16 protein-coding genes are annotated in these 14,260 nt (G+C 53.0%); 13 read left to right on the top strand and 3 right to left on the bottom strand.

Going from position 1 to position 14,260, the window contains the following annotated elements; all coding sequences use genetic code 11:
- The first annotated feature begins 197 nt into the window (after nt 1-197).
- The 4 genes from AC6RNO_RS00565 to AC6RNO_RS00580 all read left to right on the top strand — a co-directional run bounded on the left by AC6RNO_RS00565 (nt 198) and on the right by AC6RNO_RS00580 (nt 3,432).
- Nucleotides 198-1,001, top strand: a complete 804-nt coding sequence (locus AC6RNO_RS00565) for a hypothetical protein (RefSeq protein WP_497104195.1) — start codon at nt 198-200, stop codon at nt 999-1,001.
- 131 nt (nt 1,002-1,132) lie between these two features.
- Nucleotides 1,133-1,675 carry a GNAT family N-acetyltransferase gene (locus AC6RNO_RS00570; protein WP_497104196.1) on the top strand — a complete coding sequence of 181 codons (543 nt, stop codon included), beginning with the start codon at nt 1,133-1,135 and terminating at the stop codon, nt 1,673-1,675.
- A gap of 118 nt (nt 1,676-1,793) precedes the next feature.
- Nucleotides 1,794-2,621 (top strand): metallophosphoesterase family protein, encoded by an 828-nt coding sequence (locus tag AC6RNO_RS00575; RefSeq protein WP_474685662.1) that lies wholly within the window; start codon nt 1,794-1,796, stop codon nt 2,619-2,621.
- A 22-nt stretch (nt 2,622-2,643) separates the two neighbouring features.
- Nucleotides 2,644-3,432: a nucleotidyltransferase domain-containing protein gene (locus AC6RNO_RS00580; protein ID WP_474685664.1), complete on the top strand. Its 789-nt coding sequence runs from the start codon at nt 2,644-2,646 to the stop codon at nt 3,430-3,432.
- 82 nt (nt 3,433-3,514) lie between these two features.
- On the opposite strand, the gene AC6RNO_RS00585 is transcribed toward AC6RNO_RS00580, so the two are convergent.
- Nucleotides 3,515-4,072 carry a DJ-1/PfpI family protein gene (locus AC6RNO_RS00585; protein ID WP_474685667.1) on the bottom strand — a complete coding sequence of 186 codons (558 nt, stop codon included), beginning with the start codon at nt 4,070-4,072 and terminating at the stop codon, nt 3,515-3,517.
- 196 nt (nt 4,073-4,268) lie between these two features.
- Between AC6RNO_RS00585 and AC6RNO_RS00590 the strand changes: the two genes are divergently transcribed.
- The 9 genes from AC6RNO_RS00590 to rpmG all read left to right on the top strand — a co-directional run bounded on the left by AC6RNO_RS00590 (nt 4,269) and on the right by rpmG (nt 12,261).
- Nucleotides 4,269-5,096 (top strand): TIM barrel protein, encoded by an 828-nt coding sequence (locus AC6RNO_RS00590; RefSeq protein WP_497104197.1) that lies wholly within the window; start codon nt 4,269-4,271, stop codon nt 5,094-5,096.
- Nucleotides 5,093-5,515, top strand: a complete 423-nt coding sequence (locus AC6RNO_RS00595) for a DUF6157 family protein (protein WP_497104198.1) — start codon at nt 5,093-5,095, stop codon at nt 5,513-5,515. The genes AC6RNO_RS00590 and AC6RNO_RS00595 overlap by 4 nt, the downstream gene beginning before the upstream one ends.
- A gap of 656 nt (nt 5,516-6,171) precedes the next feature.
- On the top strand, nt 6,172-7,155 hold the full coding sequence (locus AC6RNO_RS00600) for a polysaccharide deacetylase family protein (RefSeq protein WP_497104199.1): 984 nt from the start codon (nt 6,172-6,174) through the stop codon (nt 7,153-7,155).
- Between the two features lie 131 nt (nt 7,156-7,286).
- On the top strand, nt 7,287-8,219 hold the full coding sequence (locus AC6RNO_RS00605) for a manganese-dependent inorganic pyrophosphatase (protein ID WP_497104200.1): 933 nt from the start codon (nt 7,287-7,289) through the stop codon (nt 8,217-8,219).
- Between the two features lie 193 nt (nt 8,220-8,412).
- Nucleotides 8,413-8,901, top strand: a complete 489-nt coding sequence (locus AC6RNO_RS00610; protein WP_474680713.1) for a L,D-transpeptidase — start codon at nt 8,413-8,415, stop codon at nt 8,899-8,901.
- Nucleotides 8,902-9,094: 193 nt separating this feature from the next.
- Nucleotides 9,095-10,300, top strand: a complete 1,206-nt coding sequence (locus tag AC6RNO_RS00615; protein WP_497104201.1) for a GTP-binding protein — start codon at nt 9,095-9,097, stop codon at nt 10,298-10,300.
- A 30-nt stretch (nt 10,301-10,330) separates the two neighbouring features.
- A complete protein-coding gene (locus AC6RNO_RS00620; RefSeq protein WP_497104202.1) occupies nt 10,331-10,825 on the top strand; it encodes a transcriptional repressor in 495 nt (164 codons plus the stop codon).
- An 18-nt stretch (nt 10,826-10,843) separates the two neighbouring features.
- On the top strand, nt 10,844-12,076 hold the full coding sequence (locus tag AC6RNO_RS00625) for a GTP-binding protein (RefSeq protein ID WP_497104203.1): 1,233 nt from the start codon (nt 10,844-10,846) through the stop codon (nt 12,074-12,076).
- Nucleotides 12,077-12,111: 35 nt separating this feature from the next.
- A complete protein-coding gene (rpmG, locus tag AC6RNO_RS00630) occupies nt 12,112-12,261 on the top strand; it encodes a 50S ribosomal protein L33 (RefSeq protein ID WP_474680717.1) in 150 nt (49 codons plus the stop codon).
- 40 nt (nt 12,262-12,301) lie between these two features.
- On the opposite strand, the gene AC6RNO_RS00635 is transcribed toward rpmG, so the two are convergent.
- On the bottom strand, nt 12,302-13,309 hold the full coding sequence (locus AC6RNO_RS00635) for a TIGR03943 family putative permease subunit (RefSeq protein WP_497104204.1): 1,008 nt from the start codon (nt 13,307-13,309) through the stop codon (nt 12,302-12,304).
- Nucleotides 13,310-13,327: 18 nt separating this feature from the next.
- Nucleotides 13,328-14,257, bottom strand: a complete 930-nt coding sequence (locus AC6RNO_RS00640; protein WP_497104205.1) for a permease — start codon at nt 14,255-14,257, stop codon at nt 13,328-13,330.
- Nucleotides 14,258-14,260: the final 3 nt, after the last annotated feature.

The raw sequence follows: 14,260 nt of genomic DNA on the forward strand, positions 1-14,260 counted from the left end.
CATACTTTCTATTTATGTAAGGAGTTCCATCCATGATCTTACACTATTTTATGCGAATGCGGCAATACCGGATTGAGCCGCTTGCGATATGCGCGCTGTCAACTACTAAAGATTGACAGCGGCTTCGTAAATCCTTATAATGATTATCATTATCATTAACCTGGCATCTAATGCAACCGGATGCAAAGGGAGGAACTATGCAGGCTGCACAATTGGACTTATATAAGCTGACACAGCGTTTTCATTTTCATGTAACAGATGCGGAGCAAGAAGTACTGTCCTTCCAATCAGACGAGCTTGCGCAAAAAGAGTCTATGGAACGGCTGATGCAAACATATGCGCCGCTCATTCAGGCGCTGGAGCCGGCTGCTGCCGCAACGTATACCGGCGGTGCGCTGCGGTACTTGATTTTTGCCCAGCAATCGGCCATTTCAATTTGCAATCAATCTCTGGATTTGTCTCCCGGCAACTTGCAAATTCAGCTTTTGTACAAAAACGGCTATCATTTCTTCGGTTTCCGACTGAAACAATGGGTCGTACAAGACGGACCCGTGAACCTTGAAGAACGCCACATCTGGAGAAAAGAAGTGCTGACCGCTTTGTACGGAACGACGCTGAGACCGATTATGGAGCAAATGGCGGATACGGTTTCCGTCCCTATCGCACAGTTATGGGGTCAACTGTCGAACGGGCGCGCTTACTTTTTGGACCATATGTTGAGCGAAGTGGAAGATAGCTCGATTCGGGAACGCGTGCACGAAGATCTCGAATTTTTGCAAAAAGGTTTGGAGCCCGCCGTATTCGGCCGCAAGCGCAATCCGTTTAATGTGACCGACAAGATGGTCGAGCATTCGACGGATCCGCAAAAGCAGATGCCGCTTAAAACCGCATGTTGTTTGTATTACCGCACAGTGAAAGAAATTTATTGCTATACGTGCCCGAAGTTGAGCAAGGAGCAGCGTGCGGCCAGATTGGCGGAAATAAGAAGCGCAGCCCAGTAAAAACGATGAAGAGGACAGCAGCCATTCGAGAAGGCCGGGCTGTCTTTTTTTGATTGCTGAAATGGCGCCCATACCATATTATGGTAATAGGGTGCAGTCCATGAAAATTAACGTAAGAGAGGAGCGTCTTGATGTTTAGTTATAAAGTAGCGGAAGATACCGAGCTGAAAATACTGGAAATGAGATATGCGGACGATCTGTATGCACTGCTTGACCGAAATCGGGCTTACCTGGGCAAATGGCTGCCTTGGGTAAAGGAGACGGATAATCCCGAGCCTATCAAACAATTTATTTCTCAAGCTTTGCAGCAGTTTGCCGAAAACAACGGCTTCCATTGCGGGATTTTTTACAAGGGTACAATCGCGGGATGTATCGGGCTAAATAAAATCGATTGGAAAAACAGGCATACTTCCATCGGTTATTGGCTAGGCGGAGAATATCAGGGTCGCGGCATTATGACGAGAGCATGCTCGTCGCTGGTTGACTATGCTTTGTGCGAATTGCAATTGAACCGCGTCGAGATCAGGGCGGGAGTGATGAATGATAAAAGCAGAGCCATTCCGGAGAGGCTTGGTTTTATGTGCGAAGGCACCATCCGGCAGGCGGAGCTGATCGAGGATCGTTACATCGACCATGCAGTCTATGGCATGCTGGCGGCTGATTGGAAGAAATAACCTGCGGATTCGTTGCGGTACGCCCGTGGGATTTTTGAATTTTTCTTCGAGCCTGCTGACGGCTAATTGCATTATAATAGAAAAAGAAAGAGCTTCTGGACTGAAAGGCAGGTAGGACATGATGAAGCGCTTCGATCTTATTTCTGATATTCATCTGGACTTTTGGATCAAAGAGACCGGAAGCGTCTGGAAATTGCGGAATGCGATTAAGAAACTGGTCCTGCAGCTCCTTCCTGAAACGTGTTCCAACACGTTGGTTATCGCAGGCGACCTCGGTCACAGCAACAAACAGAACTACATTTTTTTGAAGCTCATGAAAGAGCATTATCCGAACATTGCGCTCGTTATGGGAAATCACGATTATTATTTGGAAAAGGCGATGCTGGCAAGCAGCGGGCGCTACGACTCCATGGATCGGGCAAATGAAATGATGCTGCTCGCAAGCCAACTGCCCGGTGTAGTATATTTGGACGGCCAAATTGTTGAGCTGGACGGAATTGCGTTTGGCGGCTGCGGGATGTGGTACGATTTGCAGTATGGCATGCAGATTTTGCAGGCGGATTCCAACCGGTTGTTTATCGAATGGCAGTCCGTTTCCAACGACTATGCGCTCATTCGCGGCAAGCCGCGCCATACGCTCGACATGTTCGAGAGGGAAAAAGCGAAGCTGGACGAGGTCGTAGCGGGCGCGCAGGTCGTCGTCACCCACATATCACCCGATTGGAGCCGGGTGCCCGATGGCAGGGAGCTTGATTTGTCGACAAGCTTTTATTATTTCGACGGCGCTCCTTACTTCGACCGGATTGCCGATAAAACGTGGTGTTTTGGCCACATTCACCGGAGAATGGATTATGTGCTGCATCAATGCAGGTTCGTCAATGCTTCGCTGGGTTACCCGAGGGACAATCCGATAGCTCCGAAAAAAATCGTTCAAGTTTCGATTTAACAGAGAAAATGGGGGGCGGGCCGTGAAAGAGCACCATCAGAGGTCGATCAACAATTTCGTTCGTTTCTTGCAGCAGGACACGAACTTTCGCGCGATTATTATTGCGGGTTCCGTAGCAAAAGGAATCGCGAGGGACGATTCGGATATCGACGCGTATCTGGTCGTTACCGACAAAGAGTTCGAGCGCAGGAGCGCTGAGCAGAACTTGTCTTATTTTAATCAGGATGTATGCGATTACCCCGGCGGCTACATCGACGGCAAAATCATTTGTTACGATTTTCTGGTCAAAGCTGCGGAGAAAGGCAGCGAGCCGACCCGGGCGTCTTTTCAGGGGGCTTATGCGGCGTATTCGACAATTCCCGATCTTCAGCAACTGCTGGACCGGATTCCGGTTTTTCCGGAAGAGCGCCGTGAGGCGAATTTGAAAGATTTTTACGCACAGCTGCTGCTTTACGGCAACTATTTTGCTGTGAAAGCCTGGGAGCAGGACAATGCGTATTTGTTGACGCAATCGCTCAGCCAGGTGGCGCTTTCGGCGGGGCGAATTGTACTCGCTTACAATCGGCAGCTGTTTCCGTGCCACAAATCGCTCATGCGGGCGGTCGAGGCGGCGGAGACGAAGCCGGAGCAGTTTGTGCAGAAGACGAACGATTTGCTCAAGGAGCCGACCCGGGGAAAATTGAAGGCGTATTTGGACATGATGTCGGTGTTTTACGACTGCGGAATCAGTATGTCGCAGGCGGTCAGCATGTTCGTGCAAAACAATGAATGGAACTGGCTGGAGCCGGCTACGCCGTTAATGGACAGGTAAGGGATTTGCGGGGAGGCGACGTCTGAACGCTGCTGCCCGGCAAAGGGGCCGCCGATCGGCAGCCCGCCGTTTGTGCCTTAGCTTAGGAGAGCAGCTTCAGAAACTCGCGCATAAAGCCGGGCAAATCCGGCCAGGCATGACCGCTGACCAGCTTGCCGTCCACGTGAAGCGGATTTTCCGCATATTTGGCCCCGAGCTGCTCTACGTCCAGGCGGCAGGCGGTATATGCGGCGATGGTACGGCCTTCGAAAAGGCTGTTGTCCTTTAAAGCCGTAAATATTTGGGCGGCATGGCAGATGGCGCCGATCGGCTTGTCAGCTTCAAAAAAATGACGCAAAATCCGCGGCACGTTTTCATCGGAGCGAATGTACTCCGGAGCTCGTCCGCCGGGAATGATCAGGCCGTCGTATTCAGTAGGTTCCACGTCTGCGAAGGCGATATGGGAAGGCAGCAGGTGTCCGGGCTTCTCGGTGTACGTTTCCCAGCCTTCTACGAAATCGTGGACGACGGTGCGCAGAACTTTTTTTGCAGGCGATGCGATAACGGCATCATAGCCGGCTTCTTGAAGACGAAAAAAAGGATAATAAACTTCCAGCACTTCAGCGGCGTCGCCGGTTAAAATTAAAATTTTGTTCGACATCCTATCACTCCTTGGAAAAAAGATGGGAATCCACTTTCATTATGAACAAACGGCTTCCCGCTGTAAATGGGGAGAATTTGACGGTTATTGTCGAATGCCCATCAGGTTTAAATATCCGACGGACAAGGCAGAAGGAATTTTTGGATAAATGTGGAATATTTTTTTGTGCAGCATTATTTTGAGATGAGGAGCGTGGATGATGTTTGAAAATAAGCTTTCGATAAGCACTTGGAGTCTGCATCGCTGTTTGGGGCCTTTGCGCTGGACGGTTTGGGACGATGCGCTGAAACAGCCGGCCGTTGCGGAGCAGAGCCAGCCGACCGAATGGGAGCTGCTCGATCTACCCAAGGAACTGGCCGCCCGCGGATTCCGGTTCGTGGAAATTTGCCATTTCCATTTTCCTACCAGGGAAAGGGACTATTTAGAGCGGCTGAAGGCGGCTTTGGCCGCAGCGGACGTTAAATTCCATACTTTGCTCGTGGACTACGGCGATATTTCATCGCCTGATGCCGTTCGCAGAGAGGCGGACATCGCTTATTTGCAGCAATGGATCGATGCGGCTTCCGCGGCGGGCGCTGCTGCCATCCGCATCGTCGCAGGCGAACAGTCTCCCGGCGACAGTGAAGCTCACGCCCGAAGCGCAGAGGGCTTGCGGATTTTGCAAGCGTATGCCGCTGCCCGGGGTGTCGCCGTCGTAACGGAAAATTTCCGGGAGCTGACCTCTACAGTGGACAGCTGGTCCCAACTGATGACGGATTTAGGCAGCGGATTTACGACAATCGTCGATTTCGGAAATTTGGCCGCCGAGGAGAAAGAACGCGGAATTGCCTACGGCGCGCCCATCGCTCACTCGATTCACGCCAAGCCGGTTTATGGCCCGGGCGGGGAACTGGACCGGGAAGAGTTCGGCCGTATGCTGGCGATTTTGCGGGAAAAGAACTGCAGCGCTCCCATTTCCATCATTTTTGATCGGGAAGGCAACATGTGGGACGGAATCGAGCAGGTGAAGGCCGAATTGACATGAGTTACCTCGATACGTTTGTTTTGGTTTCACCCGACAGCGCCGCCGAACACAGCGAAATTCCCGTAAGCACCAAGGAAAACAAACCGATTCACGTCATTCAATACGAGCTTCTTTCGCAGCATCCGTACGAATACACCCAAAACGATTTGATTTTTGAAATTCATATCCGCCACAAAAACATTTCGCCGGAGCAGTTGGAAGCCCGGGGCGACGAAATTCGCGCAGAATTGTTTCAAAAGCCGCATCCCTGCCTGCGGACGTCCACTTTGGCCAAAAAATACGGTTGGGGAATCCATTACAACAGAGAGGGAAAAATCGCCCTCCATGCGATGGAATCCGAAGCGTATCAAAAGTTCGCCGAAGCTTCGGACGGCAAGACTCAACTCGTCAATGCGATGCGGAACGCACGGACCAAATAGAGCCTAAACCACAAGCCTCCATCTGTTGGAGGCTTTTCTGCGGTATTGCCCAAACACCACAGCCATCGGGGGGGGGGCGGGCGAGCCGCCGGAGATGGCTCGTGCTGGCCGGAACGGCTTGGCAGCTGGGGGAACTGCATGCGGCTGGCAAAACCTGCGAAAGTGCAGGCTTTTTCTTCGTAAGCGGCCCGTTTTAGGGGAAAGCCTGCAAAAGTACAGGAATTTCCGCTCACGGCGGGTCTGAATCGGGATTTACGCGAAAAAACCTGCACAATTGCAGGAATACTTCGCAGGAAGCGCATCAAGGTGGTGAAAGCCTGCACAATTGCAGGCTTTTCGCGCGGCGCGTCAGCGGAGGCGCTTGGGTTATTGCGCGCCGCGTCAGCGGAGGCGCTTGGGTTATTGCGCGCCGCGTCAGCGGAGGCGCTTGAGTTATTGCGCGCCGCGTCAGCGGGGGCGCTTGAGTTTTTACGCGCCGCGTCAGCGGAGGCGCTTGAGTTTTTACGCGCCGCGTCAGCGGAGGCGCTTGAGATTTGCCCGCCGCGCCAGCCAAGGCGCTTGCGTTTTGGTGGCCGCCGCGTGCGGGTCGGGACATATTTTCATAGTTCTGTGGATAGGATTAAACATAACAAATGGTACTATCCCGGAGGAGTCCTATGAAGAAAACCTACGCGGCAGCAATTGCTGCAATCATCGTTATCGCCGTGATCGGCCTCTATCGGCTGATTGAGCCCGGACGCTCGCATACGGACGGAACTGCTGCCGATGCACCCCAGTTGCAGGCACCTCCGATTGCGGACGAGCAGCCCCGGCAGGAAAGTGCCTCAACTATAGTTGAGGCGGGCTGGAACGAGCCGGCGCCGAGTGAGACGCCGGCCGTACTCGCGGCCAGCCCTGCTCCGGCGTCCGTCGCGGCAAGCGTGTACGCGGTACAGAGCGCGGCCGCCGCCACGGAACGGGCGGAAAGCGATTCACGCCCTGTGTCCATTCCCGTGCTGAATTATCACAGCATCGGCGACGAACCCGGCAATTCGCTGGTGCTTCCCCAGAAGGAGCTGGCTTTGCAAATGGAATACTTGCATGAGCACGGTTTTACGCCGCTTAGCCTTGCGGATTTTATGCTCATCCTCGAAAAGAAAAAAGCTGCGCCCGCGAAGCCGGTTCTGCTTACTTTTGACGACGGCTACGCCGATAATTATACGCTGGCGATGCCTGTGCTGGAGCGTTACGGTTTTCCGGCTACGCTGTTTATGTCGCCGGGCGCCGTTTCCCAGGACGGCTATCTGAACTGGGAGCAGGCCAAAGCGATGCAGGCCGCAGGCTGGGACATCCAGCCTCACGGCATGACGCACCCGCATCTGCCCTGGCTGTCCGCCGAGAAGCAAAAAGAAGAGATTGTGGAAGCGGGCAGGCTTATTGAAGAGCACCTTGGGGTCAAGCCTGTCGTGTTTTGCTATCCGTATGGAGAATTCAACAAGCAGACGCTGCAAATTTTGAAAGATTCGGGGTACCGTTATGCGTTTACGATCAAGCAGGGGCGCACGACGCCGGATCAGGACCCTTTTCAGCTCAAACGCATTTATGTGGACAGCGAAAACAGTATGAAGATATGGATTAGAAGGCTCGGCAAGCAGCAGTAACTCATAAGCCTATGCCGTTAAAAGCGAGTGGAAAATACGGAATAGCTTGTACGTAACATGCGATCCGGCTATAATCTATGTAGAGATAACGATTCTCACCCTAAAAACAAAAACGATTAAGGAGCATTAGAATGGAAAAAATTCTTATTTTCGGCCACAAAAATCCGGACACGGATACGATTTGTTCGGCTATCGCTTACGCGGATCTGAAAACGAAATTAGGCCAACAAGTCGAAGCTGTGCGCCTGGGCAGCATTAACGGCGAAACCCAATTTGCTCTCGATACGTTCAAGGCTGAAGCGCCGCGTTTGGTGGAAACGGTTGCGAACGAAACGAAAACCGTCATTTTGGTGGATCACAATGAGCGGCAGCAAAGCGTTTCGGACATCGATCAAGTTCGCGTGGCCGAAGTTATCGACCATCACCGCATCGCCAACTTCGAAACAAGCGGTCCGCTGTACTACCGCGCCGAGCCGGTAGGATGCACAGCGACGATTTTAAATAAAATGTACAAAGAAAACGGCATCGCCATCGACAAAAATATCGCCGGTCTTATGCTGTCCGCGATTATTTCGGACTCACTGCTTTTCAAATCGCCGACTTGCACGCCAGAAGACGTGGCCGCAGCCAAAGAACTGGCTGAAATCGCCGGTGTAAACGCCGAGGCTTACGGACTTGACATGCTGAAAGCCGGAGCAGACCTGAGCGACAAAACGATCGCTCAATTGATTTCGCTCGACGCCAAAGAGTTCCAAATGGGCAGCTACAAAGTGGAAATCGCCCAAGTCAACGCCGTGGATACGAACGACGTTCTGTCCCGCCAAGCGGAGTTTGAAGACGCTTTGAACGGTATTATCGCGGAAAAAGGCCTGGACTTATTCCTGTTTGTCGTCACTGATATTTTGAAGAACGATTCCATCGGTTTGGCGCTGGGTCGTTCCGTGCAAGCCGTCGAGCAGGCATATAACGTGAAATTGGTCGATAACAAAGCGACTTTGAAAGGCGTTGTATCCCGCAAATCGCAAATCGTTCCGCAATTGACCGATATTTTCAACAAGCTGTAAGCACAGCGCGTATAGTGATATCCCAAGCCTGTCGTCCCTAAGGATGGCGGGCTTTTTGCGCTTCGCATTTTCATGGAAGTTTATCTTAATCTTCATTTGCGGGCTTTTTTCGGAATGAATTTGCCGCCGGACAACCATACTAATCAAAGCTTCGGACAGCGGCAAAATGTTAAGCGAAAGTAGGCTGAATAGGATGCTCACCATAAGACGTATGCTCAGCTTGGCGGCGTTTGCACTCATGATTGCAGGAGCAGCGGCACCGAAAACCGCTCATGCCGACGAACCTTATCCCATCGAAGAAGACATATGCATCGTAATTGATAAATCGAGTCATCTGTTGTTTGTCTATGTGAATGAGAGTGCGCCGTTTACGTTCTCGGTCGCTACGGGAAAAGGAAACTTGACGCCGGAAGGGGAGTTTCGCATCGCCAACAAAATCAAGTATCCGTGGTATATGAGAAAGCAAATCCCGGGAGGAGACAAGAGAAATCCGCTTGGTACCCGTTGGTTGGGCATCAGCGTCCCTAATACGGGCGGTTTCCGTTACGGAATCCACGGCACGAACAAGCCTTATTCCATAGGTCAGAGCGTTTCTTCCGGCTGCATCCGCATGCTGAATAAGGACGTAGAATGGTTGTTCAAACATATTCCGGTCGGCACGAAAGTTATTATTCAAGATTAGATTCGGTTAATCGTAAAAAATACTATTTACAAACGAGAGTAAATGCGATAGTATGGTTTCAGTTAGTAATTATTACAATTAAAATCCGTTGGCGGATTTTTCTTTTTTGCTACATAATAGTAATAATTACATATAAACAAAAATGCTTGGTTCCGGATGCAGGGTCAAGCCGCTCGAAGGAGAGTGTTGAATAATGGCGGAATCGCAGCGGGTGCCGGATAAAAAGCTGCCTGTCACCGTATTAAGCGGTTACTTGGGCGCCGGCAAAACGTCGGTGCTGAATCACGTGTTGAACAATCGCGACGGTTTGAAAGTGGCCGTCATCGTTAACGATTTGAGCGAAGTGAATATCGATGCCGAGCTTGTGCGGGGCGGCGGGGGACTGTCGCGCACAGAGGAGAAGCTGGTGGAGATGTCGAACGGGTGCATCTGCTGTACGCTTCGCGAAGACTTGCTCCGCGAGGTTGAGAAGCTGGCTATGGAGCAGAAGTTCGATTACATCCTGATTGAGTCGACGGGAATCGGGGAGCCGATCCCCGTCGCGCAAACATTCACCTACATCGACGATGAGAACGGCATCAATCTCTCGTCTTTGACCGAGCTCGATTGCATGGTTACGGTTGTGGATGCGGCCCAGTTTTGGCACGACTATCGGTCGCAGGATAAGCTGAAAGACCGCGGGCAGGAAGCCGGCGAAGATGACAGCCGGGGTATCGTCGATTTGCTTATTAATCAGATTGAATTTTGCGACGTACTGATTATAAACAAGTGCGATCTCGTCAGCGAAACGGAGCTTGAGAAACTGGAAGCAGGGCTCCGCGGGCTCCAGCCGAAAGCGAAGCTGATCCGTACTTCCCACGGGCGAATCGACCCGAAGGAGATTTTGCATACGGGAAGATTTAATTTCGATGAGGCAAGCGGTTCAGCAGGCTGGATTCAAGAGCTGGAAAAGGAAGCGCATACGCCGGAAACGGAGGAGTACGGCATCTCTTCCTTCGTGTACAAGCGGAAAAAGCCGTTTCACCCGCAGCGGCTTGCGCAGTGTCTAGAGCGGTATCCGGGCGATATTATTCGCGCCAAAGGCCTGATGTGGATCGCCTCCAGAAATGCGCAGGCGATGGTGTTCGGGCAGGCGGGTGCTTCCAGACAGCTGACTGCGGCAGGCTTGTGGGTTGCGGCGCTGTCGGAGGAAGAGCGGCGGTTCCACTTCGGCGAACATTACCCCAAGTCCCCGGATTGGGACGACGTATGGGGCGATAGAGTGACGAAGCTCGTCTTTATCGGTATCGGCTTGAACAGGCCGGAGATCGAGCAGTTGTTCGATCGGGCGCTGCTGACCGAGCAGGAGATGCGCGAGCGCAATTGGCGGAGCTTTGCCGATCCGCTCCCGAGATCGTAGTCTATTTAACCGGCGGCGAGGAGGCTGCTTATGAATAATCGGCTGACGGATCATGACGCTTCCGCATCGGAAAGGCTGCAATCGATGATTCGCAGGCTTTCGCATCGCGGCGTCCGAATTACGAAGCAGCGCAGGCTCGCGCTTTGCTTTTTCCTGGAGACGCCAGGCTTTGCTTCGGCGATGGACGTGTATACGGATTTGGCGCACAAGTGTCCGGGTGTCAGCTATGACACCGTATATCGGAATATCCGTCTGTTTGCGGAGATCGGACTTATCGAGCAGTTCGTTCTGGACGGTTCCGTGCGGTTTAAGCTGAGCTGCAGCGGACACGAGCATTTTGAGCATTATCATTTGATTTGCGTTTCTTGCGAGAAAACGATTCCGCGCGATTATGAGCCGCACAAGCTGTTTGCGGACCTTCCGGGGCAGTTCCAGCCGGTCAAGTACAAATTCGACGTGTACGGCTACTGTTCGGATTGCTCGGAGGGGCGCGAAAGCAGGCAGGCGGCGGGAAAAGCGGAATGAGAGGAGTTCACCTAAGGCATGAGTGAAAATACGGCAAAAATTCCGGTTACGGTGCTGAGCGGTTACCTGGGCGCAGGTAAAACGACCGTGCTGAACCACGTTTTAAACAACCGCGACGGCCTTAAAGTGGCGGTTATCGTCAACGATTTGAGCGAAGTGAATATCGACGCCGGCCTGGTCAAAGAGGGAGGAGGATTATCCCGGACGGAGGAAAAGCTCGTCGAAATGTCCAACGGCTGCATCTGCTGCACGCTGCGGGAGGATTTGCTGCGCGAAGTGGAGCGGCTGGCCAAAGAAGGTCGGTTCGATTACATCCTCATCGAATCGACGGGCGTCGGCGAGCCGGTGCCGGTTGCGCAAACGTTCACCTACATCGACGAGGAGCATCATATCGATTTGTCGCGGTACTGCCGCCTGGATACGATGGTAACGGTCGTCGACGCCTACCGCTTCTGGCACGATTTCTCCTCCGGGGAGACGCTGCTCGAACGCCGGCAGGCGGTCGGCGATGACGATACGCGCGACGTCGTTGATCTGCTGATCAGCCAAATCGAGTTTTGCGATGTGCTGCTCCTGAACAAGTGCGACCTCGTCGATGAAGAGGAGCTTCAAGAACTGGAAGGGGTGCTGCGCAAGCTGCAACCCCGGGCGAAATTGATCCGGACCGCGAACGGTCAAGTCGATCCGCGTGATATTTTGAACACCGGGCTGTTCAATTTTGACGAAGCGAGTGTGTCTGCCGGCTGGATGCAGGAGATGGAGAACGCCCATCATACGCCGGAGACCGAAGAATACGGCATCTCTTCGTTCGTCTACGAACGGCGCAGGCCTTTCCATACGGAGCGGTTTACCGCCTGGCTGGCCGATTGGCCGGAAGAAATCGTGCGGGCCAAAGGCATGCTCTGGCTGGCGACACGGCACGACCTGGCGCAAAATATGAGCCAGGCGGGGCCCTCGATCCAGATCGGACCGGCCGGCTTTTGGGTCACTGCGCTGCCTGAAGCCGAGAAAGCTTCCATCTTGGCCGAGGAGCCTGAGCTGCTGCAGGATTGGGACCCGGTTTTCGGCGACCGCGTTACGAAATTCGTGCTCATCGGCATCGGGCTGGATAAGCCTGCGCTGATCGAATCGCTGGACCGCTGCTTGCTGACGGATGCGGAGATGCGGATGGATTGGAGCCGGTTCGCAGACGAGCTGCCGAATGCGTCGAACGAGCAGCTGGAGGAGCTGCTGGCCGGAATGGGCAAGTAAAACCGGGATTCCGCTTGGAAAGGAGGAAACACCGCATGCGCGTTACAATTACACTGGCCTGCACGGAGTGCGGGGATCGCAACTACACGACGACGAAAAATAAACGAAACACGCCGGGACGTTTGGAATTGAAAAAGTTTTGCCCGCGTCTGAACAAAGTTACGCTTCACCGCGAAACCCGCTAATGATACGAAGGAAGCCGGAGCAGGCCGCTCCGGCTTGTTGTCATTTGTTCAGTTCGGGAATAGGGTCGAAGTTCGGATATACGTAAGGAGTTCCCGGGTCCGGTATTTTTTCGACGCTCGTCGCATGGATCGTAAAAATATCGTTATTTTGATAGCTGCCTTTGTCGATCGTTCCCATGACTTTCACCCATGTGTCCTTGTCCAGATGGTTCGCTGTCGGAAAGTCGACCATCACGCCGTACGGCGAGGCGTCGGCCGAGCAGCACGAGACGGCGAACCGTCCGACGACGAATTGATCCTGTTTCATATCTTTTTCCCTGTATACAAATCCGGTCAGTTCGATTTTTTTGCCGAAAAAGTTTTGCTTGAACAAATCGATGGTGGACAAAACTTCCATGTAGATTTCCGGCTTCACGGCAATCAGATCGCGCTTGTAGAGGATCATTCCCATTTTCGCAAAATCTTCCGAATACTCGTCCGGCGCCACGAACATTTTTTTCAGCTGCTCATCCGTCACGCCGCCTGCTGCGGGGAGCGGTTGCGGAGCATTCGCTGCCGCCGACGGAGAGGGGGAAGGGGCAGCCGATGCGAGCGGGGCGAGCGCTTTGTCGCTCTCGGCCGCTGCCGCCAGCTGTTTGGTGATCGCTGCGGCCGCCGTGCCCGTCGATAAATTCATCCCTTTTTTGTCGGCCAGCGCGCTGCTCATTACGGTATGGGGCAGCAAAAAGCCCAAAAGCAAAGGAAACACGAACAAGCTGTAAGCGACCGTACTGCGCAAGCGCGAACGCGAGGGGGGATGTTCGCACCCGCAATCGGCCTGCTTTTTGCCCCACAAGGCGCCGATTCCGAGATAAACCTGATAGATGGCGATGGCGTAGAGCGCGACGCTCGAATATTTGACATAGCTTTGCATGCGGGGGGCGATGTAGTAGGCCAGGTTGTCCGTTTTGGTCAAATAGACGATGAACATGGCGAATGCCAGCAAAATGCCGGCCCGCAGCAAGTAATGGGGCGCCAGCGAGCCGGTATGCGAATGCTGATGTACCAATGAATCCCTCTCCTGTCATTATTGGATGAAAAGCAAACGTTCGATGAGCAGCGAGCCGAGCAGCACCGTGACCGCGATCAAAAGGCTGAGGAACAGGACGAACCTCGATTTGAACACCGAGAGCAGCATCAGCGTGTTTTTGAAATCCAGCATCGGGCCGATCACCAAGAAAGTAAGCAGCGAACCTTTGGAGAACGTGCCCAAAAATGAAGAAGCGACAAACGCGTCCGAAGTCGAGCACAAGGACAGGATGTATGCAAAGCCCATCATGAACAAATGCGAGATGACGGGGCCTTGTCCGATGGCGACGAGACTTTCGCGGACGACGAACGTCTGGATCAGCGCTGTCAGCATGGCGCCGAACATAAGAAATTTGCCCATTTCAAAAAATTCTTCGGCCGCATGGGCCAAAGTCGCGGTTATCTTGTTCGGCTGGCGCTCGGGTTCGGGTTCTTCCGGCTGGAAGGAGGCCATGCTCGTGCGCAGCGGGCTGCGTTTGACCGTTTTGTACAAAACAAAGCCGATGAAGGCGGCTGCGAGAAAAGCCAGGCCCATTCGTGCATACACCAGATCGGTGTGCGTCCGAAAGGCCATGTAAGTAGCGGCGTAGACGACCGGATTCAGAATCGGGCCGGATAAAATAAAAACGACCGCGACGTAGACGGGCATTCCTTTTTGAATCAGCCGCCTGACCACCGGAATCATGCCGCATTCGCAAACCGGGAAAACGATGCCGATCAGGCAGGCGAACAGGATGCCGAGCGCCGGATGGCGGGGGACGATTTTTTGAATCAGCTTCTCGGATACGAATACCTGCAAAATGGAAGATAAAACGACGCCCAGCAGCACAAAGGGAATAGCTTCCAAAATAATGCTGATAAACATCGTTTTGAACGTTTGCAGGTTGGTTGTGTCGAGGAAATCGGGTAGTTGGAGTGCCTGCAGCATATA

It is taken from the genome of Paenibacillus sp. sgz302190, from assembly GCF_059820445.1.

Coding starts and splice junctions, on each gene's coding strand:
- AC6RNO_RS00565 (WP_497104195.1), top strand. CDS start 198: ATGCAGGCTGCACAATTGGACTTATATAAGCTGACACAGCGTTTTCAT.
- AC6RNO_RS00570 (WP_497104196.1), top strand. CDS start 1,133: ATGTTTAGTTATAAAGTAGCGGAAGATACCGAGCTGAAAATACTGGAA.
- AC6RNO_RS00575 (WP_474685662.1), top strand. CDS start 1,794: ATGATGAAGCGCTTCGATCTTATTTCTGATATTCATCTGGACTTTTGG.
- AC6RNO_RS00585 (WP_474685667.1), bottom strand. CDS start 4,072: ATGTCGAACAAAATTTTAATTTTAACCGGCGACGCCGCTGAAGTGCTG.
- AC6RNO_RS00590 (WP_497104197.1), top strand. CDS start 4,269: ATGATGTTTGAAAATAAGCTTTCGATAAGCACTTGGAGTCTGCATCGC.
- AC6RNO_RS00595 (WP_497104198.1), top strand. CDS start 5,093: ATGAGTTACCTCGATACGTTTGTTTTGGTTTCACCCGACAGCGCCGCC.
- AC6RNO_RS00600 (WP_497104199.1), top strand. CDS start 6,172: ATGAAGAAAACCTACGCGGCAGCAATTGCTGCAATCATCGTTATCGCC.
- AC6RNO_RS00605 (WP_497104200.1), top strand. CDS start 7,287: ATGGAAAAAATTCTTATTTTCGGCCACAAAAATCCGGACACGGATACG.
- AC6RNO_RS00610 (WP_474680713.1), top strand. CDS start 8,413: ATGCTCACCATAAGACGTATGCTCAGCTTGGCGGCGTTTGCACTCATG.
- AC6RNO_RS00615 (WP_497104201.1), top strand. CDS start 9,095: ATGGCGGAATCGCAGCGGGTGCCGGATAAAAAGCTGCCTGTCACCGTA.
- AC6RNO_RS00620 (WP_497104202.1), top strand. CDS start 10,331: ATGAATAATCGGCTGACGGATCATGACGCTTCCGCATCGGAAAGGCTG.
- AC6RNO_RS00625 (WP_497104203.1), top strand. CDS start 10,844: ATGAGTGAAAATACGGCAAAAATTCCGGTTACGGTGCTGAGCGGTTAC.
- rpmG (WP_474680717.1), top strand. CDS start 12,112: ATGCGCGTTACAATTACACTGGCCTGCACGGAGTGCGGGGATCGCAAC.
- AC6RNO_RS00640 (WP_497104205.1), bottom strand. CDS start 14,257: ATGCTGCAGGCACTCCAACTACCCGATTTCCTCGACACAACCAACCTG.